At 39.2% G+C, this 19,713-nt stretch carries 16 protein-coding genes; 11 read left to right on the forward strand and 5 right to left on the reverse strand.

The genetic code is table 11. The annotated features are described in order from the left end of the window. Positions 1-394: 394 nt before the first annotated feature. The 3 genes from A0J48_RS20105 to A0J48_RS20115 all read left to right on the forward strand — a co-directional run bounded on the left by A0J48_RS20105 (position 395) and on the right by A0J48_RS20115 (position 3,807). Entirely contained in the window at positions 395-1,111 is a 717-nt protein-coding gene (locus tag A0J48_RS20105; RefSeq protein ID WP_200326247.1) for a response regulator transcription factor, read from the forward strand. 422 nt (positions 1,112-1,533) lie between these two features. After that, complete coding sequence (locus A0J48_RS20110; protein ID WP_200326255.1) at positions 1,534-2,619, forward strand: RNA-guided endonuclease InsQ/TnpB family protein; 1,086 nt, start codon at positions 1,534-1,536, stop codon at positions 2,617-2,619. A gap of 429 nt (positions 2,620-3,048) precedes the next feature. Beyond that, a complete protein-coding gene (locus A0J48_RS20115) occupies positions 3,049-3,807 on the forward strand; it encodes an endonuclease/exonuclease/phosphatase family protein (protein ID WP_234301042.1) in 759 nt (252 codons plus the stop codon). A 13-nt stretch (positions 3,808-3,820) separates the two neighbouring features. Here A0J48_RS20115 and A0J48_RS20120 read toward each other — a convergent pair whose 3' ends face one another. Next, positions 3,821-4,117, reverse strand: a complete 297-nt coding sequence (locus A0J48_RS20120; RefSeq protein WP_200326259.1) for a helix-turn-helix domain-containing transcriptional regulator — start codon at positions 4,115-4,117, stop codon at positions 3,821-3,823. A 64-nt stretch (positions 4,118-4,181) separates the two neighbouring features. After that, a complete protein-coding gene (gene pdxA, locus A0J48_RS20125; protein WP_200326261.1) occupies positions 4,182-5,231 on the reverse strand; it encodes a 4-hydroxythreonine-4-phosphate dehydrogenase PdxA in 1,050 nt (349 codons plus the stop codon). Positions 5,232-5,424: 193 nt separating this feature from the next. On the opposite strand from pdxA, the gene petM reads away from it, so the two are divergent. The 8 genes from petM to coaBC all read left to right on the forward strand — a co-directional run bounded on the left by petM (position 5,425) and on the right by coaBC (position 15,288). Further along, positions 5,425-5,529 carry a cytochrome b6-f complex subunit PetM gene (gene petM / locus A0J48_RS20130; protein ID WP_194056196.1) on the forward strand — a complete coding sequence of 35 codons (105 nt, stop codon included), beginning with the start codon at positions 5,425-5,427 and terminating at the stop codon, positions 5,527-5,529. 313 nt (positions 5,530-5,842) lie between these two features. Beyond that, positions 5,843-6,841 (forward strand): SDR family oxidoreductase, encoded by a 999-nt coding sequence (locus A0J48_RS20135; RefSeq protein WP_200326262.1) that lies wholly within the window; start codon positions 5,843-5,845, stop codon positions 6,839-6,841. Between the two features lie 83 nt (positions 6,842-6,924). Beyond that, positions 6,925-7,842 carry an NAD(+) kinase gene (locus A0J48_RS20140; protein WP_200326264.1) on the forward strand — a complete coding sequence of 306 codons (918 nt, stop codon included), beginning with the start codon at positions 6,925-6,927 and terminating at the stop codon, positions 7,840-7,842. A 474-nt stretch (positions 7,843-8,316) separates the two neighbouring features. Beyond that, positions 8,317-9,003 carry a response regulator transcription factor NblR gene (gene nblR, locus A0J48_RS20145; protein WP_200326299.1) on the forward strand — a complete coding sequence of 229 codons (687 nt, stop codon included), beginning with the start codon at positions 8,317-8,319 and terminating at the stop codon, positions 9,001-9,003. A gap of 584 nt (positions 9,004-9,587) precedes the next feature. Continuing rightward, on the forward strand, positions 9,588-12,401 hold the full coding sequence (locus A0J48_RS20150) for a zinc-dependent metalloprotease (RefSeq protein WP_200326266.1): 2,814 nt from the start codon (positions 9,588-9,590) through the stop codon (positions 12,399-12,401). 156 nt (positions 12,402-12,557) lie between these two features. Continuing rightward, positions 12,558-13,175 carry an alpha/beta hydrolase gene (locus A0J48_RS20155; RefSeq protein WP_200326268.1) on the forward strand — a complete coding sequence of 206 codons (618 nt, stop codon included), beginning with the start codon at positions 12,558-12,560 and terminating at the stop codon, positions 13,173-13,175. Between the two features lie 257 nt (positions 13,176-13,432). Then, on the forward strand, positions 13,433-13,645 hold the full coding sequence (isiD, locus tag A0J48_RS20160; protein WP_013191415.1) for a protein IsiD: 213 nt from the start codon (positions 13,433-13,435) through the stop codon (positions 13,643-13,645). Positions 13,646-14,070: 425 nt separating this feature from the next. Further along, positions 14,071-15,288 carry a bifunctional phosphopantothenoylcysteine decarboxylase/phosphopantothenate--cysteine ligase CoaBC gene (gene coaBC / locus A0J48_RS20165; protein ID WP_200326277.1) on the forward strand — a complete coding sequence of 406 codons (1,218 nt, stop codon included), beginning with the start codon at positions 14,071-14,073 and terminating at the stop codon, positions 15,286-15,288. Between the two features lie 38 nt (positions 15,289-15,326). On the opposite strand, the gene A0J48_RS20170 is transcribed toward coaBC, so the two are convergent. The 3 genes from A0J48_RS20170 to fba all read right to left on the reverse strand — a co-directional run bounded on the left by A0J48_RS20170 (position 15,327) and on the right by fba (position 19,424). Further along, positions 15,327-16,466 carry a transporter substrate-binding domain-containing protein gene (locus A0J48_RS20170; protein WP_200326279.1) on the reverse strand — a complete coding sequence of 380 codons (1,140 nt, stop codon included), beginning with the start codon at positions 16,464-16,466 and terminating at the stop codon, positions 15,327-15,329. A 152-nt stretch (positions 16,467-16,618) separates the two neighbouring features. Beyond that, positions 16,619-18,085 carry an aldehyde dehydrogenase family protein gene (locus A0J48_RS20175; RefSeq protein ID WP_200326281.1) on the reverse strand — a complete coding sequence of 489 codons (1,467 nt, stop codon included), beginning with the start codon at positions 18,083-18,085 and terminating at the stop codon, positions 16,619-16,621. Positions 18,086-18,350: 265 nt separating this feature from the next. Beyond that, on the reverse strand, positions 18,351-19,424 hold the full coding sequence (gene fba / locus A0J48_RS20180) for a class II fructose-bisphosphate aldolase (RefSeq protein ID WP_200326283.1): 1,074 nt from the start codon (positions 19,422-19,424) through the stop codon (positions 18,351-18,353). Positions 19,425-19,713: the final 289 nt, after the last annotated feature.

Below are 19,713 nucleotides of genomic sequence, written 5' to 3' on the forward strand. Positions count from 1 at the left end.
ATTAAATATTAATCAAATCTATCTGCCGATATATTCAATTTATAAAAATTACACTGATATTTTGTTGCGACTGATGAAGTTATATAAAATACTATTAAGCGGAAGAATTCAGATGATTAAATTCTCAGGTCTGAATTATGAACTATTTATCAAGATTAGTTGACATTTTATACCAAAAATTTTGAAAAAAATACCAAAATCATACATTACCTATACATTTTCTAGGGATTATTATGAAATTTGCATAAATTTTTGGAAAAATAAACTGTACAAAAGAACGAGAGCGGTTTTCATACTTAGCTAAATCAGCAACGAAAATACTCTGACAAACAACTCCTAAACCAACCTATCACCACAGTAAATTTCTCAATCACTCAAGAGACTGCATTGCATTATGGATACGCTTTCCACGAATACCCCAAAAATTATGGTTGTAGATGATGATTTCAGTGTCAGAAATCTCGTCTACCGTTTTCTGAGTCGAAAATATCAAATAGAATCGGCCGCAGATGGTAAAAGTGCTATGGTATTATTTGAACAATTCAATCCAGCTTTAGTCATTTTGGATTGGAATTTGCCAGATGCCAATGGCTATAAACTGTGTCAAGAAATGCAAAGTCGCACCAATGTTTTAGTTTTGATACTTACTAGCCGGAATGATGAAGCTGATAAAATTAAAGTTCTGGCAGCAGGTGCAGATGACTTCATGACTAAACCATTTAGCTTGGCAGAAATAGAAGTTAGAGTAGAAGCACTTTTAAGACGGATTCGTTACGTCCATCCTAGTCAATCACAACGCCTCATCTTTAAACAACTAGCAATTAACCCAGAAGGTCGAGAGGTAACACTGAACGATAAACCTTTAGCCTTAACCGCGTTAGAGTTTAATATCTTACATTTTTTAGCCAGTCATCCCGGTCAAGCTTGGAGTCGTCCCCAACTCATCCAAAAAATTTGGGGTTGTGACTACGTAGGAGACGGACGAGTCGTAGACGTGCATATTGGCCAGCTGCGGAAAAAAATGGAAGTTGATTCTAGTATGCCAGAGTTTATTAAAACAGTACGTGGTTATGGTTACAAGTTTGAACCACCCGAAGGCTGTAAAATTTAAACCCCCAATACCAAAAGCAATTCATGAAAACGTTATTGCTGTTCTTTTTGAAGCATTGATTTTAAAATTTGAATTATCTAAGTACATTTATTGAGGCTTGATTAGATAATTAGATAATTCTTGTCGTTTTGGGTTATGGTAACTAAAGTCGGTCAGGGCTAGTAACTGAATCAAAATATCTACCTAAATCTACTCATATCTGATTAAATAGGAAGCTATCATGAGGATATGAGTAAGTTTAAACAATCAGCTCTAATAGCAACAAAAATTTCTCGGTTAATACATAGCTGACTTTGGGTATTATTAATTAATGTATACATTAAATTACTATCACTTTACTTATAGTATCATAAGTTTTGACGCTCAGACTTGATAGCTAAGAAAGTAGTGAAATACCCCGAAATACAGGAGATGTAAAATCATTGCTACTAGGATTTAAAACCGAGTTAAAGTTAAACCACATTCAACGGATAAACATAGTAAAACACTGTGGAGTAGCCCGTCATGCCTGGAATTGGGGATTATCTCTAACTAAACAAATCTTAGACCATAACCAAAATAATCCTCAAGAAAAAATCAAATTTCCTACAGCAATAGATTTACATAAATGGTTGGTAGCCTTAGTCAAACCTGAAAATCAATGGTATTATGAATGTTCCAAATCAGCACCACAAGAAGCAATCAGAAATTTAAGAAAATCCTGGGATAGATGTTTTCAAAGAAAATCAGGAGTCCCCAGATTTAAAAAGAAAGGTAAACATGATAGTTTTACTCTGGAAGGAACTGTAAAAGTCTTAGGTAATCACAAAATCCAAGTTCCCAAAATAGGAGTATTAAAAACTTATGAAAGATTACCTCAAACTCAACCCAAATCTGTCACCATCAGCCGTCAAGCCGATAGATGGTTTATTAGTTTTCAAATAGAAGTAGAAGTAAAAATATCAAATTTAGATAATGTTGTGGGTGTAGATCTCGGTGTGAAAAGTCTAGCGACATTATCTACAGGTGAAGTCATACCTGGAGCTAAATCTTATCAAACATATCAATCAAAATTAAGGAGACTACAATGGTTAAACAGACATAAAATCATTGGCTCTAATAATTGGAAAAAAGCCCAACTTAAAATAGCTAGGTTACATCAAAAGATAGCAAATATCAGAAAAGATACATTACATAAATTAACTACACTATTAGCCAAAAACCACGGTGTGATAGTGATAGAGGATTTGAATGTTTCTGGGATGTTAGCTAATCATAAACTAGCAAAGGCAATTGCCGATATGGGTTTTTATGAATTGAGGAGACAATTAGAGTACAAATGTCAACTGTACGGGACAAAATTAGTCATAGTTGATAGATGGTTTCCTAGTTCTAAAACCTGCTCTGCTTGTGGTGTAAAAAAAGAAACTCTTTCATTGAGTGAAAGAGTGTTTAAGTGTGATAGCTGTGGATTTGAATGCGACAGGGATTTCAACGCAGCTATTAATCTTTCAAAAGTGTTACACTGAGCTTGTCGAAGTGCTGTCAGTTAGACAGTGTTAGCCTGTGGACTGAGTAGTGCCGACACTTTCAGGAGGAAGCAGGAAGTAAACGACACTCAAGAATCACTCTGTCAGTAGATAGGTAGATTTGAGTAGGTTTTATATAGCGGAATTTGTGTCTACTCAAGCCTCTTAACGAAGGCAGAAGGCAGAAGGCATAAGGCAGAAGGCTGTTGTTGTCACGGGGATTTATAACCCGCTCCAAAAACTGGGGACGAAGTCCGTTTTTAGACCTGATTGTTTTGATTACAATTTGGGATTTTGAATGTTAATGATGAATTTTGTATTTTTGTTGAAGTTTTGTTAATTAAGTTATTCCAGAACTATAAAATATAAGCTCATTATATATTCTTCTCAATATTGATTAAATTAAAGAAGTTAATGAAAATCACAGTCATGAGTTTTAACCTCCGCTGCGATAAACCAGATCCAGGAATACGTCAGTGGGAAAAGCGGGTTAGTGCGATCGCATCTGTAATTAAACATTATCAACCTGACCTAATTGGAACACAGGAAGGAAAGCCTCATCAACTGAGCGATTTACAAGCACTTTTACCAGAATATAAATTTATTGGGGGCGATCGCACTGGGACAGGACAATGTGAACACTGTGCCGTTTTCTACAATCCCCAAATTCTAGAACTTCAACAAACTAAAGATTTTTACCTCAGTGATACTCCAGAAATTCCTGGTAGCATTACTTGGGAAACTCGCTTACCACGCATGGCCACTTGGGCTAATTTTACAGTTGGTAATCCTAGTATTTCCCTAACTATTGTCAATACTCATTTAGATCATGAAATTGCTAAAGCCAGAGAGTTAGGTGCAGGTTTGATTAGTCTGCGGTTAATGGAATTTCCTGCTGAAGACTATCTACTACTCACAGGAGATTTTAACGCTAATTCCAGAACTTTAGAACGAATAATTTTAGCTGATAATTATAGAATACAAGACGCTTTAACAAATGTGCCTTGGGAACAACAAAAAACTTTTCATGATTTTACTGGTGAACCTGTGGATGCTAGGGATACGATTTATTGCGATCGCCGTTTCCACATCGAACAGGTAATTATTGACAATCAGCAGTGGGAAGGTATTTGGCCTTCTGATCATTTTCCTGTGATTGTGAAATTAAAAATAGGGAATAGGGAATAGGGGAATATACAACTCAAGCTGACTTAACGGTTACGGCTAACTGTAATCCCAACCCATCTAATAAGGTAGTTAAACAATAAAATTCAATTTCTCCTTGCTCAGATAATTTCTGGGCTAGTTTCTCATAACATTGCTGTACAGGTTTTGATAGTTTATCAATTCCACCTTGAGCTTCAATTACATTTTTAAGTGCCTTATTTAACATTTTAGGGTCGCCTTCTTCTATTACAACTTCAATATAAGCAGCTGCTTCTAGAGGATCTTGTAAGTATTTAATTAGTTTGGCGTGATAACTTGTACTTCTAGGCATGATTATTACCAACTATCTAAACCTCCAAAATACAAAATATTTTCAAATTTTTAATTTTTAATTTTTAATTTTTAATTTTTAATTTCTGTTTCACCAATTCCACTGCTAACTGTATTGCTGCTTTCATACTCGTTGCGTCAGCAATACCCTTTCCGGCAATATCAAACGCGGTTCCATGATCCGGGGAAGTTCTCACAAACGGTAAACCAATAGTAGTATTTACAGCCCGGTCAAAAGCCATCAACTTTACAGGAATTAAACCTTGGTCATGATAAAGTGCTAGGTAAGCATCAGTAGGATTTTTAACGTCAGAATTTCCATACCAAGCTTGTCCCGGTTTCACCCACATTGTATCTGGTGGTATGGGTCCTTCTAGCTGTAAATGGGGACGTTTTTGGCGTTCCTCCTCTAACCACGGAATTAACCAATCTATTTCTTCCCTTCCTAGTTGTCCCATTTCTCCACTGTGGGGATTTAAACCTGCGATCGCAATTCTTCCTTTTTTAATCCCAAAATCTCTCTGCAAACATTCCTCTAATAAATCCAGTTTCTTTGTTAATAATTGCGGTGTTAAGGCTTGGGATACTTGACATAAAGGAATATGTGTGGTAGCAAGTAAAGCCCGCAGAGTCCAACCTGTCAAGGGCGATCGCGCTACAAATAACATTCCAAAACGCTCCACACCAGCCTTCTCGGCTAAAAGTTCCGTTTGTCCAGGATAATCATGTCCTGCGGCTTTCCAAGCAGATTTAGCGATGGGTGCGGTGACAATACCATCAAATTCACCAGCCAAAGTTTGGGCTATGGCATATTCCATATAAGCAAAACTCGCTGCACCACTAGCTGCATTACCCATCCCAGTAATAATTTCACCTGAGCTTGGCACATCAATTACAGACAACTCATCTGGATGTGCCAAAGAGAGGGAATTATCAGTATTTTCAGTCAAATTTTTATAAGCCTTAGACAGTAAATTCCGATTACCTACAACGACAATATGACAATTTTCGCTAATTTGCGAATCTGCCAAAGCCTTTAAAATCACCTCTGATCCAATTCCCGCAGGATCTCCCAGTGTCACTGCTAAACGTGGACTTTGATTAGTATGAGTCATGAGTAAACTGATATGGGAATTAGCTGCTAAAGTGGTTTAGAATTATTCACAAAGGTCTAATCCAACAGCACTAGCAGACCTAGTTTACCTGATTTATTGTGGGCAAAAATCAAACCTGAGCCATCAACTCAAATTTCACCCTCTCATAAACAGGAAACATAAATAAACAATTCATCAAGGAGAATCACATCAAATGGGCGGCGAAATCTTAAATGCAGCAATGTTGTCTTTCGGCTTAATCTTCGTAGGTTGGGGAATCGGCGCTTTATTGCTGAAAATTCAAGGCGCTGAGGAATAAGCAGGGAGCAGGGGACGCAGGGGACGCAGGGGACGCAGGGGACGCAGGGGGAGAAAAATTAATTCTTTATTCTGAAATTCTTATTTCTCCTGATAGCGCAGCGTGGCGTAAGCCATACTCCTGTAACTCCTGAACTCCTGTAACTCCTGTAACTCCTGAACTCCTGAACTCCTGTAACTCCTGAACTCCTGAACTCCTGTAACTCCTGAACTCCTGTAACTCCTGAACTCCTGAAAAAAATGTAAAGTTTTATTTCTATAACTAATTCTGTTAAGATTTTTATCATAAAACATTAAAATTTATAAAGACCCTCATGACATTATTAATCGTCGGTGCCACTGGCACCCTAGGAAGACAAGTGGCTCGTCGTGCTATCGATGAGGGGTATAAAGTACGCTGTCTAGTTCGGAGTCCCAAAAAAGCTGCGTTCCTCAAAGAATGGGGAGCAGAACTAGTCAGAGGGGACTTATGTACACCCCAAACCCTAGAGGGAGCATTAGCAGGCGTAACCGCAGTTATTGATGCTGCTACATCTCGCGCTACAGATTCATTAACTATTAAACAGGTAGATTGGGAAGGGAAGGTAGCATTAATTCAAGCTGCTAAAGCTGCTGGTGTTGAGCGTTTTATTTTCTTCTCGATTTTAGATGCGGATCAATATCCCAAAGTACCGCTCATGGAAATCAAGCGGTGTACGGAATTATTCTTAGCAGAGTCTGGTTTAAACTATACCATTTTACGGTTAGCTGGATTTATGCAAGGGTTAATTGGTCAATATGGCATACCCATTTTGGAAAATCAGCCAGTGTGGGTAACGGGTGCGTCTTCCCCTGTAGCCTATATGGATACTCAGGATATTGCTAAATTTGCTATTCGTGCCTTGAGTGTGCCAGAAACCCAAAAACAAACTTTCCCTGTTGTTGGTACTCGTGCTTGGAGTGCAGAGGAAATCATCAACCTTTGTGAACGCTTATCTGGGAAAGATGCCAGAGTAACGCGGATGCCTATCGGCTTATTGCGTAGTGTGCAGAGTTTACTGCGGTTCTTTCAGTGGGGATGGAATGTTGCAGATAGACTAGCTTTTACGGAAGTTTTAGCTAGTGGTAAACCCTTAAACGCTCCAATGGATGAAGTATATAAAGTATTCGGCTTAGATCAACAACAAACTGCTACTGTAGAAATTTATCTACAAGAGTATTTCAGCCGGATTATGAAAAAATTAAAAGAGTTAGACTACGAAAAAACGAAAAGCAAAAAGCAAAAAGATAAAAAAACCCCTTTTAAACAGTCTTCAAAAGTAAATAGTCAATAAATTTCTTGACTAATGATTACATGAGTCAAAAATGTGTAACCATAACATAAAGTCAAGCATCGCCTAAACTTGGATATTTGAATGTGCCGAAAGCAGGCATTATCTACAACGACGTTAAACCGGTAGCGAGTCGAATCGCTAACGAACTCAAAGACCAGCTAACCGCTGCTGGTTGGGATGTGTGTGTGACAGCAAGTCTTGGTGGTATACTGGGCTACTCTAATCCTGATAGTCCCGTCTGTCATACCCCAGTAGAAGCTCTCACACCCCCTGGTTTTGACTCAGACATGGAGTTTGCAGTGGTATTAGGGGGAGACGGGACTGTTTTAGCTGCGTCGCGTCAAGTTGCTCCCTGTGGTATACCATTGTTAACTGTGAATACTGGTCACATGGGATTTTTGACGGAAGCTTACCTGAGCCAACTTCCCCAAGCCATAGAACAGGTAATGGCGAGTCAGTATGAAATCGAAGAACGTGCCATGCTCAATGTCAAGGTGCTAAGGGGAGATGCAGTATTATGGGAAGCTTTGTGCTTAAATGAAATGGTGCTGCATCGAGAACCATTAACCTCGATGTGCCATTTTGAAATTGAAATTGGTCATCATGCAGCAGTAGATATTGCCGCCGATGGTGTAATTGTTTCTACTCCAACGGGTTCTACAGCTTATTCATTAAGTGCTGGTGGGCCTGTGATTACTCCTGGTGTACCCGTGTTGCAGCTAGTACCAATTTGTCCCCATTCCCTGGCTTCTAGGGCTTTGGTGTTTCCCGATAGTGAACCTGTTAACATCTATCCAGTCAACATCCCTCGGTTGGTGATGGTGGTAGATGGGAATGGTGGGTGTTATGTGTTGTCAGAGGATCGAGTATATTTAGAGCGATCGCCTTACGTTGCTAGATTTATTCGCTTACAATCTCCAGAGTTTTTCCGCATTTTACGGGAAAAATTAGGTTGGGGTCTGCCACATATTGCCAAACCCAATTCGGTGGAATTGCCATAATGGTCAGTGGTTAGTTGAAGAAGGCAAAAGGCAAGAGGCAAAGGGCAAGAGTTAGAAAGTTATTCTCTCCTGGGAGCCTGTCATATCATGTCCGGCAAATGTAGTTATGATTAAGCCATTTGTGCAACCATCAAAAAACTCTCTTTCCCCCTGCCCTCTGCTCCCCTGCTCTCCTGCTCCCCTGCCGCCTTAATGATGAGTCTTTAAATAAACATGATACCAGTAATCAGTTGTGGTCAACACTGGTTTTCTTCCAGAATTGGTAGTTGGACCATGGTATTGGAATGAGTAATTAAATTTGCATCTTGGGACGGGCGAGGTTTTTTTCCGGAACGTGCTAAAACATCATTGTTACCAATTTGTAGCTAGTGGTATTGCTAGAATTTTCTGCAACAGCAGAATAGGTAATAACTGATGAAATATTTTTTTTCTAATTACCAATTACCAATTACCAATTACCGATTACCAACTGATATGATGCTTGCTCACAGTGCCTGTGTTCTGGTGATTGAACCTGATGATAGTCTAGGAAATCAACTAGCTTTTGATTTGCAAGAAGCTGGCTATGATGCAGTTGTGGTTGCTGATGCGGCCAATGGTTTGCAGCAATGCCGCGATCGCCAACCTGCTTTAATTGTTGTAGACCGGATGCTGACGGGAGAATCAGGACTGTCGTTGTGCAGAAATCTTCGCACCATCGGCAATCGTTCACCTGTATTAATTTTAATGGCTAGAGATAGTGTTGATGATCGTGTAGCCTGTCTAGAAGCCGGTGCGGATGATTACATCCTCAAACCCTATCGCTCGGAAGATTTTTTGAAGCTGGTGCGTTTATATCTCAAACCAGATGTAGATACCACAGAACAGTTACGGTTTGGAGATTTGGTTTTGGATATCGGCACTCGTCGCGTTATCTACAATGGTAGAGCGATTGAATTAACAATGAAAGAATTTGAATTATTGAAGTTTTTTATGGAACATCCCCGTGAAGTATTAACCCGTGAACAAATTTTAGAAAATGTTTGGGGTTACGACTTTATGGGTGAATCAAATGTGATTGAAGTTTACATTCGCTACTTACGTCTGAAAATTGAAGAGGAAGGACAAAAGCGTCTGATTCAAACAGTACGGGGTGTAGGATATGTGCTTAGAGAATCCTAATCATATTCTCAGTTAGTAACTTTTGTCTTCCTTTTTACCTATTACAGCAGGTGACAGATGACTCTTGACGGGTGACAGATTTAAAAGGCTTTTACTGTCTAGGTTTTATCATCTGTTGATGTCCTAATACCAATTCTGTATGAAGATGCGCTGAATTGAAATAAACGTTCGCGAAGCGTGGCGTTAGCCATACCGCAGAGGCACAGAGTACACAGAGAGAAAAGCTCAATCTAAAATTTGGCGCAGCCTCACAAAGAAATGGTATAACCACCTTGGCTGTTGCTCTACTCACAGAATTTGCCAAAATAATTAATAATAAATTAAACATTGAGTCTGCAAACTTGTCTTGTACAGTCTTACACTTATATGTTAAATGTATTTATTTTTGTTTAGGTAAATTTGTTGGCAAAAATTTATACTATAGCAGTATAGAATCCTAACTGAATTTTTGTAATATACGATAGATAGGATTAGCACTTCCCACTCTGCACTAATTAAAATCTTTCACGTATTCTTGAAGATGGATTTACCTGGATTAAAATATCCATATTACTTGCATCAATAATAGTTATTAGGGTTGTAGAATGAAAAAAGTTACATTTTATATCTTTTTGTTACAAACTTTATTATTAGGAATGGGAACTGCTGGCGCTCAGTCATTGAAGACAGAAGCAGGAAATCACTTACCCACATCGAAAATATGGGTACTTAATCAAAGTAAACAAGTACAAAAACAAGCTTTTATGTGGGTAGTTGAAGATCCACAAAAAGCCAAACAACAACCATTTTTAGAAGTTGCTCAAGCTGCCAAAAAGCCAGTAAAAAAACTGAATCCTAACGTTAAACCCAGTAAAGATGATGAGTTAGAACCGTTTGATGAAGTTGTCAAAGACAGTCAAAAATTAGAGGGTGTATTTACTCTTTATCGCCACAAACAGAAAAACAAAATATATTTAGAAATCAAACCAGAACAACTCCAAAAAAACTTCTTAGCTACTGCCACATTGGAATCTGGCATTGGTGAAGGAGGTATTTATAGTGGAATGCCATTGCAAGATTTTCTCTTTTATTTCCAACGGGTAGACAATAATTTACAGTTTGTAGTTAGGAATGTAAACTTTCGGACTCGTGCTGGAGATCCACAAGCGCGATCGCTCTCCCGGTCTTTTAGTGATTCTGTATTATACAATCTTAGTATTAAAAGCATTCATCCCCAACGGAATACTATCCTCATTGATTTAAGTGATTTACTGCTGACAGCAGATTTAGCTGGTTTATCTGCCAGTTTAGAAGTAGCTGCTAGTCCAGAAAAAAGTTATTTTGGTAATGCTAAAGTTTTCCCCAACAATATAGAAATTGAGTCAATTTTCAATTTTACTGGCAGTGGCAAGAATCAAGCGGAAAGCTCTGGTGTACTAGCTGATAGTCGTGGTTTTACGCTGCGAATTCATTATAGCCTTTCCCAACTGTCTAATAATAATTATCAACCACGATTAGCTGATGAACGGGTGGGATATTTCCTGACTGCCTATCAAGATTTATCTACAGATGATAAGAATGATCCTTTTGTGCGTTATATCAATCGTTGGCACTTAGAAAAACAAGACCCCAATGCGGAAATTTCTCCTCCGAAAAAGCCCATTGTGTTTTGGATTGATAATGCTGTTCCTTTAGAATATCGGGATGCCATTAAAGAAGGGGTATTAATGTGGAATCAAGCTTTTTTGAAAGCGGGATTCAAAGATGCCATTGAAGTCCGACAAATGCCAGATAATGCCACCTGGGATGCTGCGGATATTCGTTACAATACCATTCGTTGGATTAATACAGTAGATGGATATTTTGCTTTAGGTCCATCTCGTGTTAATCCCTTAACTGGAGAAATTTTAGATGCAGATATTCTTGTAGATGCTAGTTTTGTTAGATCCTTGAAAAGTAATTATCGGCAAATAGTTTTACCCTCTCAAACACAAACTCCTACTTCTTTATCCGCGTTGATGGAAAAACGCCCACTTTGTCACCAAGGTGATAAAAAGAATAAAGGACTAATTGGCAATTTGTCCAAACTAGCCGGAGAGTACGATTTATGCTATGGCATAGAAGCAGCTAACCAATTTGCTTTTGGTTCATTGGCAATGTCTCTATTAGCAAATACTGCCCCTAGTCAGGACAAAATCAAAGATTATATCCATCAATATTTACGTTTAATTATTGCTCACGAAGTGGGTCATACTTTAGGTTTAAGACACAATTTTCGGGGTAGTAACCTGTTAGCACCAGAGCAAATGAATAATCCTGATATCACACGCATTAAAGGTTTGACTGCTTCGGTGATGGATTATATTCCCCCAAATATCGCTCCTCAAGGTACACCCCAAGGAGATTATTTTCCGAGTATGCTGGGAAGTTATGATCTGTGGGCTATACAGTATGGTTATACTCCCTTTGGGGCAAAGAGTGCGATTGCAGAAAAACCCTTTTTAGAAGCAATTGCTAAACAATCAGAACAACCAGAATTGAGTTATTCTCCAGATGAAGATACCTCTGATATTGATCCCACATCTGCTCCTTGGGATAATAGCGGTAATGTGTTAACTTATTCACGATGGCAGTTAGATAATTCCCTGATTATGTGGGAACGTTTAAATCAAGGTTATCCAATTGCTGGTGAAAGTTACAGTGATTTAAGAGACCGCTTTAATACCATATTTGGTAATTATTTACAGCAGTTATATTATACAAGCAAATATATTGGAGGTCAGTCTTTTTACCGGGTTAATCCGGGTGAAAATCCAGGAAAATTACCATTTGTAGCTGTACCTGTAGAACAACAACGACAGGCATTAGCAACATTGCAAAAGTATGTTTTTGCTGAAGATGCGTTCAATTTTTCGCCAGAATTACTGAATAAATTAGCACCAGAACGTTGGCTACATTGGGGTAGTAGTCCTAAAAGAGGACGTTTAGATTATCCAGTTCATGATTTAGTATTGTTTGTCCAGAGTGGGGTGTTAAGTGATTTACTTTCAGGCGATCGCCTCTCGCGGATGAAGGATATTGAACTCAAAAGTACAAAAGGAGAAGCACTAACTTTACCGGAGTTATTTGGTAGTTTGCAAACAGGAATTTGGACAGAAGTTTTACAACCAAAAGGTAAATTAAAAATTTCTAGTTTGCGTCGGGGTTTACAACGGCAATATGTAAATTTCTTGAGTGCTATGGTATTACGGAAAGTAGATGTTCCAGAAGATGCTCGCACATTAGCTTGGTATAAACTCAAACAATTAAATAGTCAACTCCAAAGGGTGAATTCCGATGATGAATATACCAAAGCCCATTTACTAGAAACCCGCGATCGCATTGAAAAAGCTCTCAATGCTCCCTTACAAGCGAATTAACAGTTGTTAGGAGTCAGTTGTCTGTTGTCAGGAGTATGGCTTACGCCACGCTTCGCTATCAGAAGAAAGAATTAATTTTTCTTCCCCTGCTCCCCCTGCTCTCTTCTCTGTCACCTGTCACCTGTCACCTATTCCCTATTCCCTATTCCCTTAAAAATGTTAGATTTCATCAAAATTTCTCCCAAAACACAGCAACCTGTCCAGGCTTTAATCGTGACTTTACACGGTTGGGGTGCAAATGCTGAGGATGTTGAAGGTTTAGTGCCTTATGTAAATTTACCTGATTGTGAATTCTTACTTCCCAATGCACCATATCCATACCCCTATTCTCCTATGGGTAGAGCTTGGTATGACTTGCAGGAAGAGCAGAAGTATCAAGGATTAACAGAAAGTAGACAATTGTTAATAGATTGGTTGCTGTCTTTGGAGGGTAATACAGGCGTACCGCTATCACGGACTATTTTGAGTGGGTTTTCTCAAGGTGGTGCGATGACTTTAGATGTAGGATTAACTTTGCCTCTCGCTGGTTTAGTTGTGATGAGTGGCTATTTACATCCCAATGTCCAAAACCTGCATCAAAGTAGTTTTCCACCCACATTAATTATGCACGGCAGACAAGACCAAGTTGTCCCAATCCAAGCTGCTATGAAAGCAACAGAAGTAGCGAAATCCTTGGGAGTAGCTGTTGATTATCATGAATTTGACACAGGACATGAAATTAATTTAGAAATGTTAAAGATAATGAGAAATTTTGTTGTCAAGATGATTGGTTAAACTCATAGCTTTTTGGACTTGAGATTTGGGATGTTTGCTGCTCAAAGACTGACTCCATAAACTTTGCAGCTTCACATCTTTATTAATTATTTTGCGAATTTGACTCAGTTACAAATTTTTTACAAATTGAGGGAAAAATCATCCAAATTTTTACAATTTTAATACCCCTAAACGAGTAATATAGATTGGGTGGAAGAAGTTAGCGCAACTCCACCCAAAGCTGAAAGCGAATGCTGCAAAAGGGAGGGGCAAGCATTATGACAACTCTAAGCATTTCCAGGAAAGAAATTGCTGCTATGACAGCAACAGAAGTAAAAGATTTGGCTAATCGTCTGGAATTAGATAACTATAGCAATGCTTTTGAGGGTTTAAATGACTGGCATCTACTGCGAGCGATCGCATTTCAGCGTCCAGAATTAGTTGAGCCTTATATCCATCTGTTAGATTTAGAACCCTACGACGAAGCATAAAAATTTTAGATTTTCACTTGGAAATAAACATCTCAAAGTATTTTTGCGTGCGTCACAATTTATCAATATGACGCACTTTATTCATTTTTACGATTTTCTACATTCAGGTGAGTTAATCCTAATTAAACGCAGATAAACGCAGATAAACGCAGATGAGCGACAGATGATATCAGCAATTAATTGCTTGCTTTTGGCTATAATCGGTCATATTTGGCTAGATTATTGGACATTATCAAGATTATATATAGCAGTCCTACCCTAAACATGAGAAAATACGTAGATAAAAATCCTTATTTTATAAGCATTTGAGGCTTATTGAACTCTCACGTATCATTTAGGATTGCTATAGATATTAACCAAATAGATTAGTTCTCTAATAAAAATCCTGTAAATCCTTAAATCCTGGACATCCTGATTCTGACAAAATGCCATCATCTGCAAATCTGAAATCTAAACGGGTTGTTATTGGTGTAGGCGGTGGTATTGCCGCATATAAAGTATGTGAATTGGTTTCTACTTTGTTTAAATCCGAGGTAGAAGTACGAGTTATTGTCACGAAATCTGCCCAAGAATTTATCACACCTTTGACTTTAGCTACTTTATCTCGTCATCAAGCTTATACTGATGATGACTTTTGGCGACCAATTTATACTCGTCCCTTGCATATTGAGTTGGGTGAATGGGCGGATTTAATTGTGATTGCGCCTTTAACTGCTAATACTTTGGCTAAGTTAGCTTATGGAATGGCGGATAATTTACTAACCAATACTGTTCTCGCTTCTACTTGTCCAGTATTGTTAGCACCGGCAATGAATACGGATATGTGGGAACAGGTAGCAGTACAAAGAAATTGGCAGCAGTTGTTGACAGATGGTAGATTTTATGATATTGGTACAGCTTCGGGTTTATTAGCGTGCGATCGCATTGGTGCTGGGAGAATGGCTGAACCAGAGGAAATATTTGTTTATATTCAATCTTTACTGCACACTAAAGGAAAACGAGATTTAGAGGGAAAACGGGTTTTAATCAGTGCTGGGGGAACGCGAGAATATTTAGATCCCGTGCGATTTATTGGCAATCCTTCCACTGGTAAAATGGGTTTAGCATTGGCACAGGCAGCACTGCACAGAGGTGCAAAGGTAATATTAGTCCATTGTCCAGCGAGTTGGGATGTACCTTTGGGAGTGGAAGGAATTGAAGTAATTAGTGCAGACCAAATGCAACAGGTAATGTTACAGAATTTAGTTAATGCAGATATAATTATCATGGCTGCCGCAGTTGCAGACGTAAAGCCTAGAGATTATAGTACCGAAAAATTGCCCAAGCGATCGCTCCCGGAAAATTTACCCCTTGCACCAGTACCAGATATAGTTGCTGAATTAGGAAAACGCAAACAACCCCATCAATTATTAATAGGTTTTGCAGCACAAACCGGGGATATTATTACTCCTGCGAAAGAGAAATTGCAAAGAAAGAAATTAGATGCCATTGTAGCGAATCCTATTGATAAAATTGGTAGTGGTTTTGGTAGTGATAATAATCAAGCGGTGTTTTTAGATAAGCAAGGAAGAGAGGTAGAAATTCCGCCTTGTTCTAAGTTGGAAATGGCTCATTATTTGTTTGATTTTGTTGTTTGCGATTGATAGCTTGGACAAGATGAATAATATAGTCACCTTGAAAATCAAGATTTCTTCGCCTCAAACCACTTATCATATAAAGCTTGATAAGTACCATTTTCTTTCAAACTGAGCAAAGCACTATTGATTTTCTTTCTATAGGGACTTTCATTAGGCAGAACAATACCATAATTTTCTTCACGGAAGATACTACCCACAACTTCTACTTTTCCTTTACCTTCATTAGCAGCATAAAATAAAAGTACAGGAGCATCAAAGACAATAGCGTCTGCTTTTTTGTTCAGCAGTGCAGCATAAGCTTGTTCAATTTTCGGAAATTCTGAAACAGGGATTTTGTTTTCTCGCAGGTAAGCTGCTGCTGTGCTACCAGATGTTGTTGCTACTATCTTACCGGGAAGATCATCTACACTTTTGATATCACCTTGAAGTTGTTGTACTGTTAATTCTGTTGTCGCACTAGCTGTAAAGTAAGCAACAAAAACAATAGCAATAAACATCCAAATAATTGCTAACATTCTACCTACAGCACCTTTAGGCATTTCATCAGCTTGCGCTCCTAATGTTGCTGCTGCCCACCAACAAGCTTTGAAAATACCAGGAAAATATTCTTTAGGAATTATCCCTTCTGGATGCCGACGTTCAGTTAACCAAATTATATGGGCTGCAACTATCACTAACACCAACGCTACACCAATTATTTGTAACAGTCCAGTTGAAAAAAATAACTGTCCAATTTTGGTCAAGAAACCGTCACTGGTTGCTTGTTTGCGTACTAAAATCTGAAGTCCTGCGGCTAACATTGGTAAGGAAAAATCAAAATTCTGCTGGCGTTCTGCTGTAATAGAAATAGCAGAAATCCCTAGGTTAGCTTTACCGTCTTTAACAGCAGTGAGTAAGTCAGCAACAGTGGGATATTCAATAAATTTCGATTCTATATTCATCTCTTTGGCAATACTACGCCAAAGGTCAATACTAAATCCAGATAACTCACCTTGATGGGAAAATACAAAGGGTGGAATTTCTCTGGTTGCTACTAATAAAGGTTTTTGCGAGTTTGGTTTTTGGGCAAGTCCGGGAGTCGCTATCAGTAATAATACTAAGACTACGCCTATTAATCCTAGCCAGATATTTTTGCTTAGGTAGGTAATAATTCGGCGAAATCTCAAAGACAAGGATTTTTCCATAGAAATTTGCTCTGGGTTCAACACAATAAAAGATAGTATTTATTTATCATGTTTAACCAAGCGCAAATATTACATTCTGCTTACAGAAAATCTAGACATAAAACAAGGGTTTAGCAATGCTAAACCCCTACCTATTGAATCAAACTCAGCAGCTACAATTTAATTGTCACAGTCTTAATTTCTGTGTATTGCTGTAAACCATACTCACCCAGTTCTCTACCCATACCCGACTGTTTGAAACCACCAAAGGGTGCGGCTGGATCGAAGACATCGTAACAGTTTACCCACACCGTACCTGCACGGACATTGTTAGCGATCGCATGAGCTTTTGTGATATCCTGAGTCCACACCGCAGCTGCAAGACCATACATGGTATTATTTGCTCGTTGAATTACTTCTTCCACATCTCGGAATTTGATGATACTCATCACAGGCCCAAATATTTCTTCCTGGGCAATTTTCATCTCATCGCGGACATCTGCAAACACTGTGGGGCTAATAAAATAACCTCTGTCTCCCACTCTGTTACCACCATAAAGCATTTGCGCCCCTTCCCGTTGACCAGCTTCAATGTAATTCATGACTCGGTTAAATTGTTCTTGGTCTACTTGGGGTCCTTGTTGAGTGTTGGGGTCAAAAGGATCGCCGACAATACGCTGTCTAGCTATTTCTACACTTCTAGCCACAAACTCGTCGTAGCATTTTTCTTCCACAAATAGCCGTGAACCTGCACAACAGCATTGTCCTTGATTAAAGAATATCGCATCATGGGCGGCTTGAATAGCTGCATCCATGTTGGCATCTGCAAACACGATATTGGGACTTTTACCACCTAATTCCAGGGTAACACGCTTGAGGTTGCTTTTTGCAGCGGCTTCCATAATTAAATGCCCTACTTCAGTCGAACCGGTAAAGGCTACTTTATCAATATCATGATGACGTGCGATCGCCGCCCCGGCAGTCGGGCCATAACCTGATAAGATATTTACCACACCAGCAGGAAAACCAGCTTCCACAATTAACTCACCCACCCGCAACGCTGATAAAGGTGTTTGTTCCGCAGTTTTCATCACCACAGTATTACCAGTTGCTAAGGCTGGGGCTAATTTCCAAGCTTGCATCAATAACGGGAAATTCCAAGGGATAATTTGACCAACAACCCCCACAGGTTCATGGCGACTGTAGCAGAAATAAGGCCCATTAATGGGAATAGTTTTACCCTGTACTTTATCAGCCCAACCTGCATAGTAACGATAACAGGCAATAACTAACTCTATATCCCCTACAGAATCATGTACAGGCTTGCCATTATCTAGAGTTTCCAAACGTGCCAGTTCATCAGTATTTTCCTCAATTAAATCTGCCAACCTGTAAAGTAAATTACCCCTTTCAGTAGCTGATATTTTCCGCCATTCTCCATTAAAAGCATTTCTGGCTGCTTGTACCGCCTTATCTACATCCGCTGCATCTGCTTCTGCAACTTCGCAAATTACCTCACCTGTAGCGGGGTTTATCGTTGCAAATCTGCGTCTGCTAACACTTTCTACCCATTCATTATTAATTAGGAGTTGAGTAGGCCCAATTTTCACTTGCGGCTGTGGTCTTGTTGCTGTAACCATTTTTACTTCCTCAAGCTTTCAGACATTTGGCTCAAATCTATTCTCAACTTACACCTTTGTCATCTCTCAGAGGAAGGGTGTAGGGTTTGGGGTGTAGGGTGTGAGGGTGCAGAGGAGAATAATGTATTGATCATCTATTCCCTATTCCCTATTCCCTCTTAACTGTCACCTGTCACCTACTATAAAAACCGGGCAACATTTTAGTCACCCGGTCAAATGCTTAAAGGTCTAGAAAACTAAACCATTTAATTAAATACAGCAGAAATTAAACTTTAGCAGCTGCCTTCATTACCAATTCGCCTTTAGCATATTTAGCAGCGAAATCTTCTAAAGAAATTTGCTTAATCTTGCTTGCATTACCAGCAGTACCAAACTGCTCATAACGATCAGCACAAACCTTCTGCATATATTTAATAGAAGGCTTGAGGAAGTGACGAGGATCAAATTCTTTGGGATTTTTTGCCAAAGCTTCACGTACAGCCGCAGTGATAGCCAAACGGTTATCAGTGTCAATATTTACCTTACGTACACCACTCTTAATACCTTTTTGAATTTCTTCTACAGGTACACCGTAGGTTTCAGGAATAGCACCACCAAATTCGTTAATTAATGCAATCAAATCTTCAGGTACAGAAGAAGAACCGTGCATTACCAAGTGGGTGTTAGGTAAGCGGCGGTGAATTTCTTCAATGCGGCTGATAGCCAAAATTTCGCCGGTGGGCTTACGAGTAAACTTATAAGCACCGTGGCTAGTGCCGATAGCAACAGCTAAAGCGTCTACTTGAGTTGCTTCTACGAAACTAACAGCTTCATCAGGATCAGTCAACAATTGAGAATGGTCAAGAGTACCTTCAAAACCGTGACCATCTTCAGCTTCACCTGCACCGGTTTCTAGAGAACCTAAACAACCCAGTTCACCTTCAACGCTGACACCCAAAGAGTGAGCGACGTTGACAACTTCGCTAGTAACTTTAACGTTATACTCAAAGCTGGCAGGGGTCTTAGCGTCAGCTTCTAAAGAACCATCCATCATCACGCTGGTGAAGTTGTTCTTAATAGCTGAATAGCAGGTAGAAGGAGCATTACCATGATCTTGGTGCATGACAATGGGAATCTGAGGATAGGTTTCTACCGCTGCCAAAATCAGGTGACGCAGGAAGTTTTCTCCTGCATAGTTACGAGCGCCGCGAGAAGCTTGTAAAATTACGGGGCTATCTGTCTCAGCCGCCGCTTTCATGATTGCTTGAATCTGCTCTAAGTTGTTAACGTTAAAAGCGGGGATGCCGTAACCGTTTTCAGCAGCGTGATCCAAAAGCAGCCGCATGGGTACAAGCGCCATAGATAGTCCTCCTAATGTGTTTGTCAGCTAGTCAGTTTCAGACAGGCGTAAGATTTACGCTAAATCTTTAGAGTTTTTTCAACTTATAGGAAATTATATCTAGTATGGGGTGTTTATGTTGAAAAAGTTTACGGCCTCACTATATCGACATTAATCTATGCTTTTGCCGTACTGTTGTACTGGTTGTTACTGTCAAGGGTGTTAGTTTAGTAGCTGGGAATACTCTTAGCGGACAATATAACTGAAGGCAAGAGGCAAGAGGTAAAAGTTAGAAGAAGCTTGTGCGTAA

Origin of the sequence: Sphaerospermopsis aphanizomenoides BCCUSP55, from assembly GCF_001586785.1 — a bacterium.
GTDB lineage: Bacteria > Cyanobacteriota > Cyanobacteriia > Cyanobacteriales > Nostocaceae > Sphaerospermopsis_A > Sphaerospermopsis_A aphanizomenoides_A.

Bases quoted from the DNA above. Each gene is read 5' to 3' on its own strand.
- A0J48_RS20170 (WP_200326279.1), bottom strand. From the start codon at position 16,466: ATGGAAAAATCCTTGTCTTTGAGATTTCGCCGAATTATTACCTACCTA.
- A0J48_RS20155 (WP_200326268.1), top strand. From the start codon at position 12,558: ATGTTAGATTTCATCAAAATTTCTCCCAAAACACAGCAACCTGTCCAG.
- A0J48_RS20135 (WP_200326262.1), top strand. From the start codon at position 5,843: ATGACATTATTAATCGTCGGTGCCACTGGCACCCTAGGAAGACAAGTG.
- petM (WP_194056196.1), top strand. From the start codon at position 5,425: ATGGGCGGCGAAATCTTAAATGCAGCAATGTTGTCTTTCGGCTTAATC.
- nblR (WP_200326299.1), top strand. From the start codon at position 8,317: ATGATGCTTGCTCACAGTGCCTGTGTTCTGGTGATTGAACCTGATGAT.
- A0J48_RS20105 (WP_200326247.1), top strand. From the start codon at position 395: ATGGATACGCTTTCCACGAATACCCCAAAAATTATGGTTGTAGATGAT.
- fba (WP_200326283.1), bottom strand. From the start codon at position 19,424: ATGGCGCTTGTACCCATGCGGCTGCTTTTGGATCACGCTGCTGAAAAC.
- A0J48_RS20115 (WP_234301042.1), top strand. From the start codon at position 3,049: ATGAGTTTTAACCTCCGCTGCGATAAACCAGATCCAGGAATACGTCAG.
- coaBC (WP_200326277.1), top strand. From the start codon at position 14,071: ATGCCATCATCTGCAAATCTGAAATCTAAACGGGTTGTTATTGGTGTA.
- A0J48_RS20175 (WP_200326281.1), bottom strand. From the start codon at position 18,085: ATGGTTACAGCAACAAGACCACAGCCGCAAGTGAAAATTGGGCCTACT.
- isiD (WP_013191415.1), top strand. From the start codon at position 13,433: ATGACAACTCTAAGCATTTCCAGGAAAGAAATTGCTGCTATGACAGCA.
- A0J48_RS20120 (WP_200326259.1), bottom strand. From the start codon at position 4,117: ATGCCTAGAAGTACAAGTTATCACGCCAAACTAATTAAATACTTACAA.
- pdxA (WP_200326261.1), bottom strand. From the start codon at position 5,231: ATGACTCATACTAATCAAAGTCCACGTTTAGCAGTGACACTGGGAGAT.
- A0J48_RS20150 (WP_200326266.1), top strand. From the start codon at position 9,588: ATGAAAAAAGTTACATTTTATATCTTTTTGTTACAAACTTTATTATTA.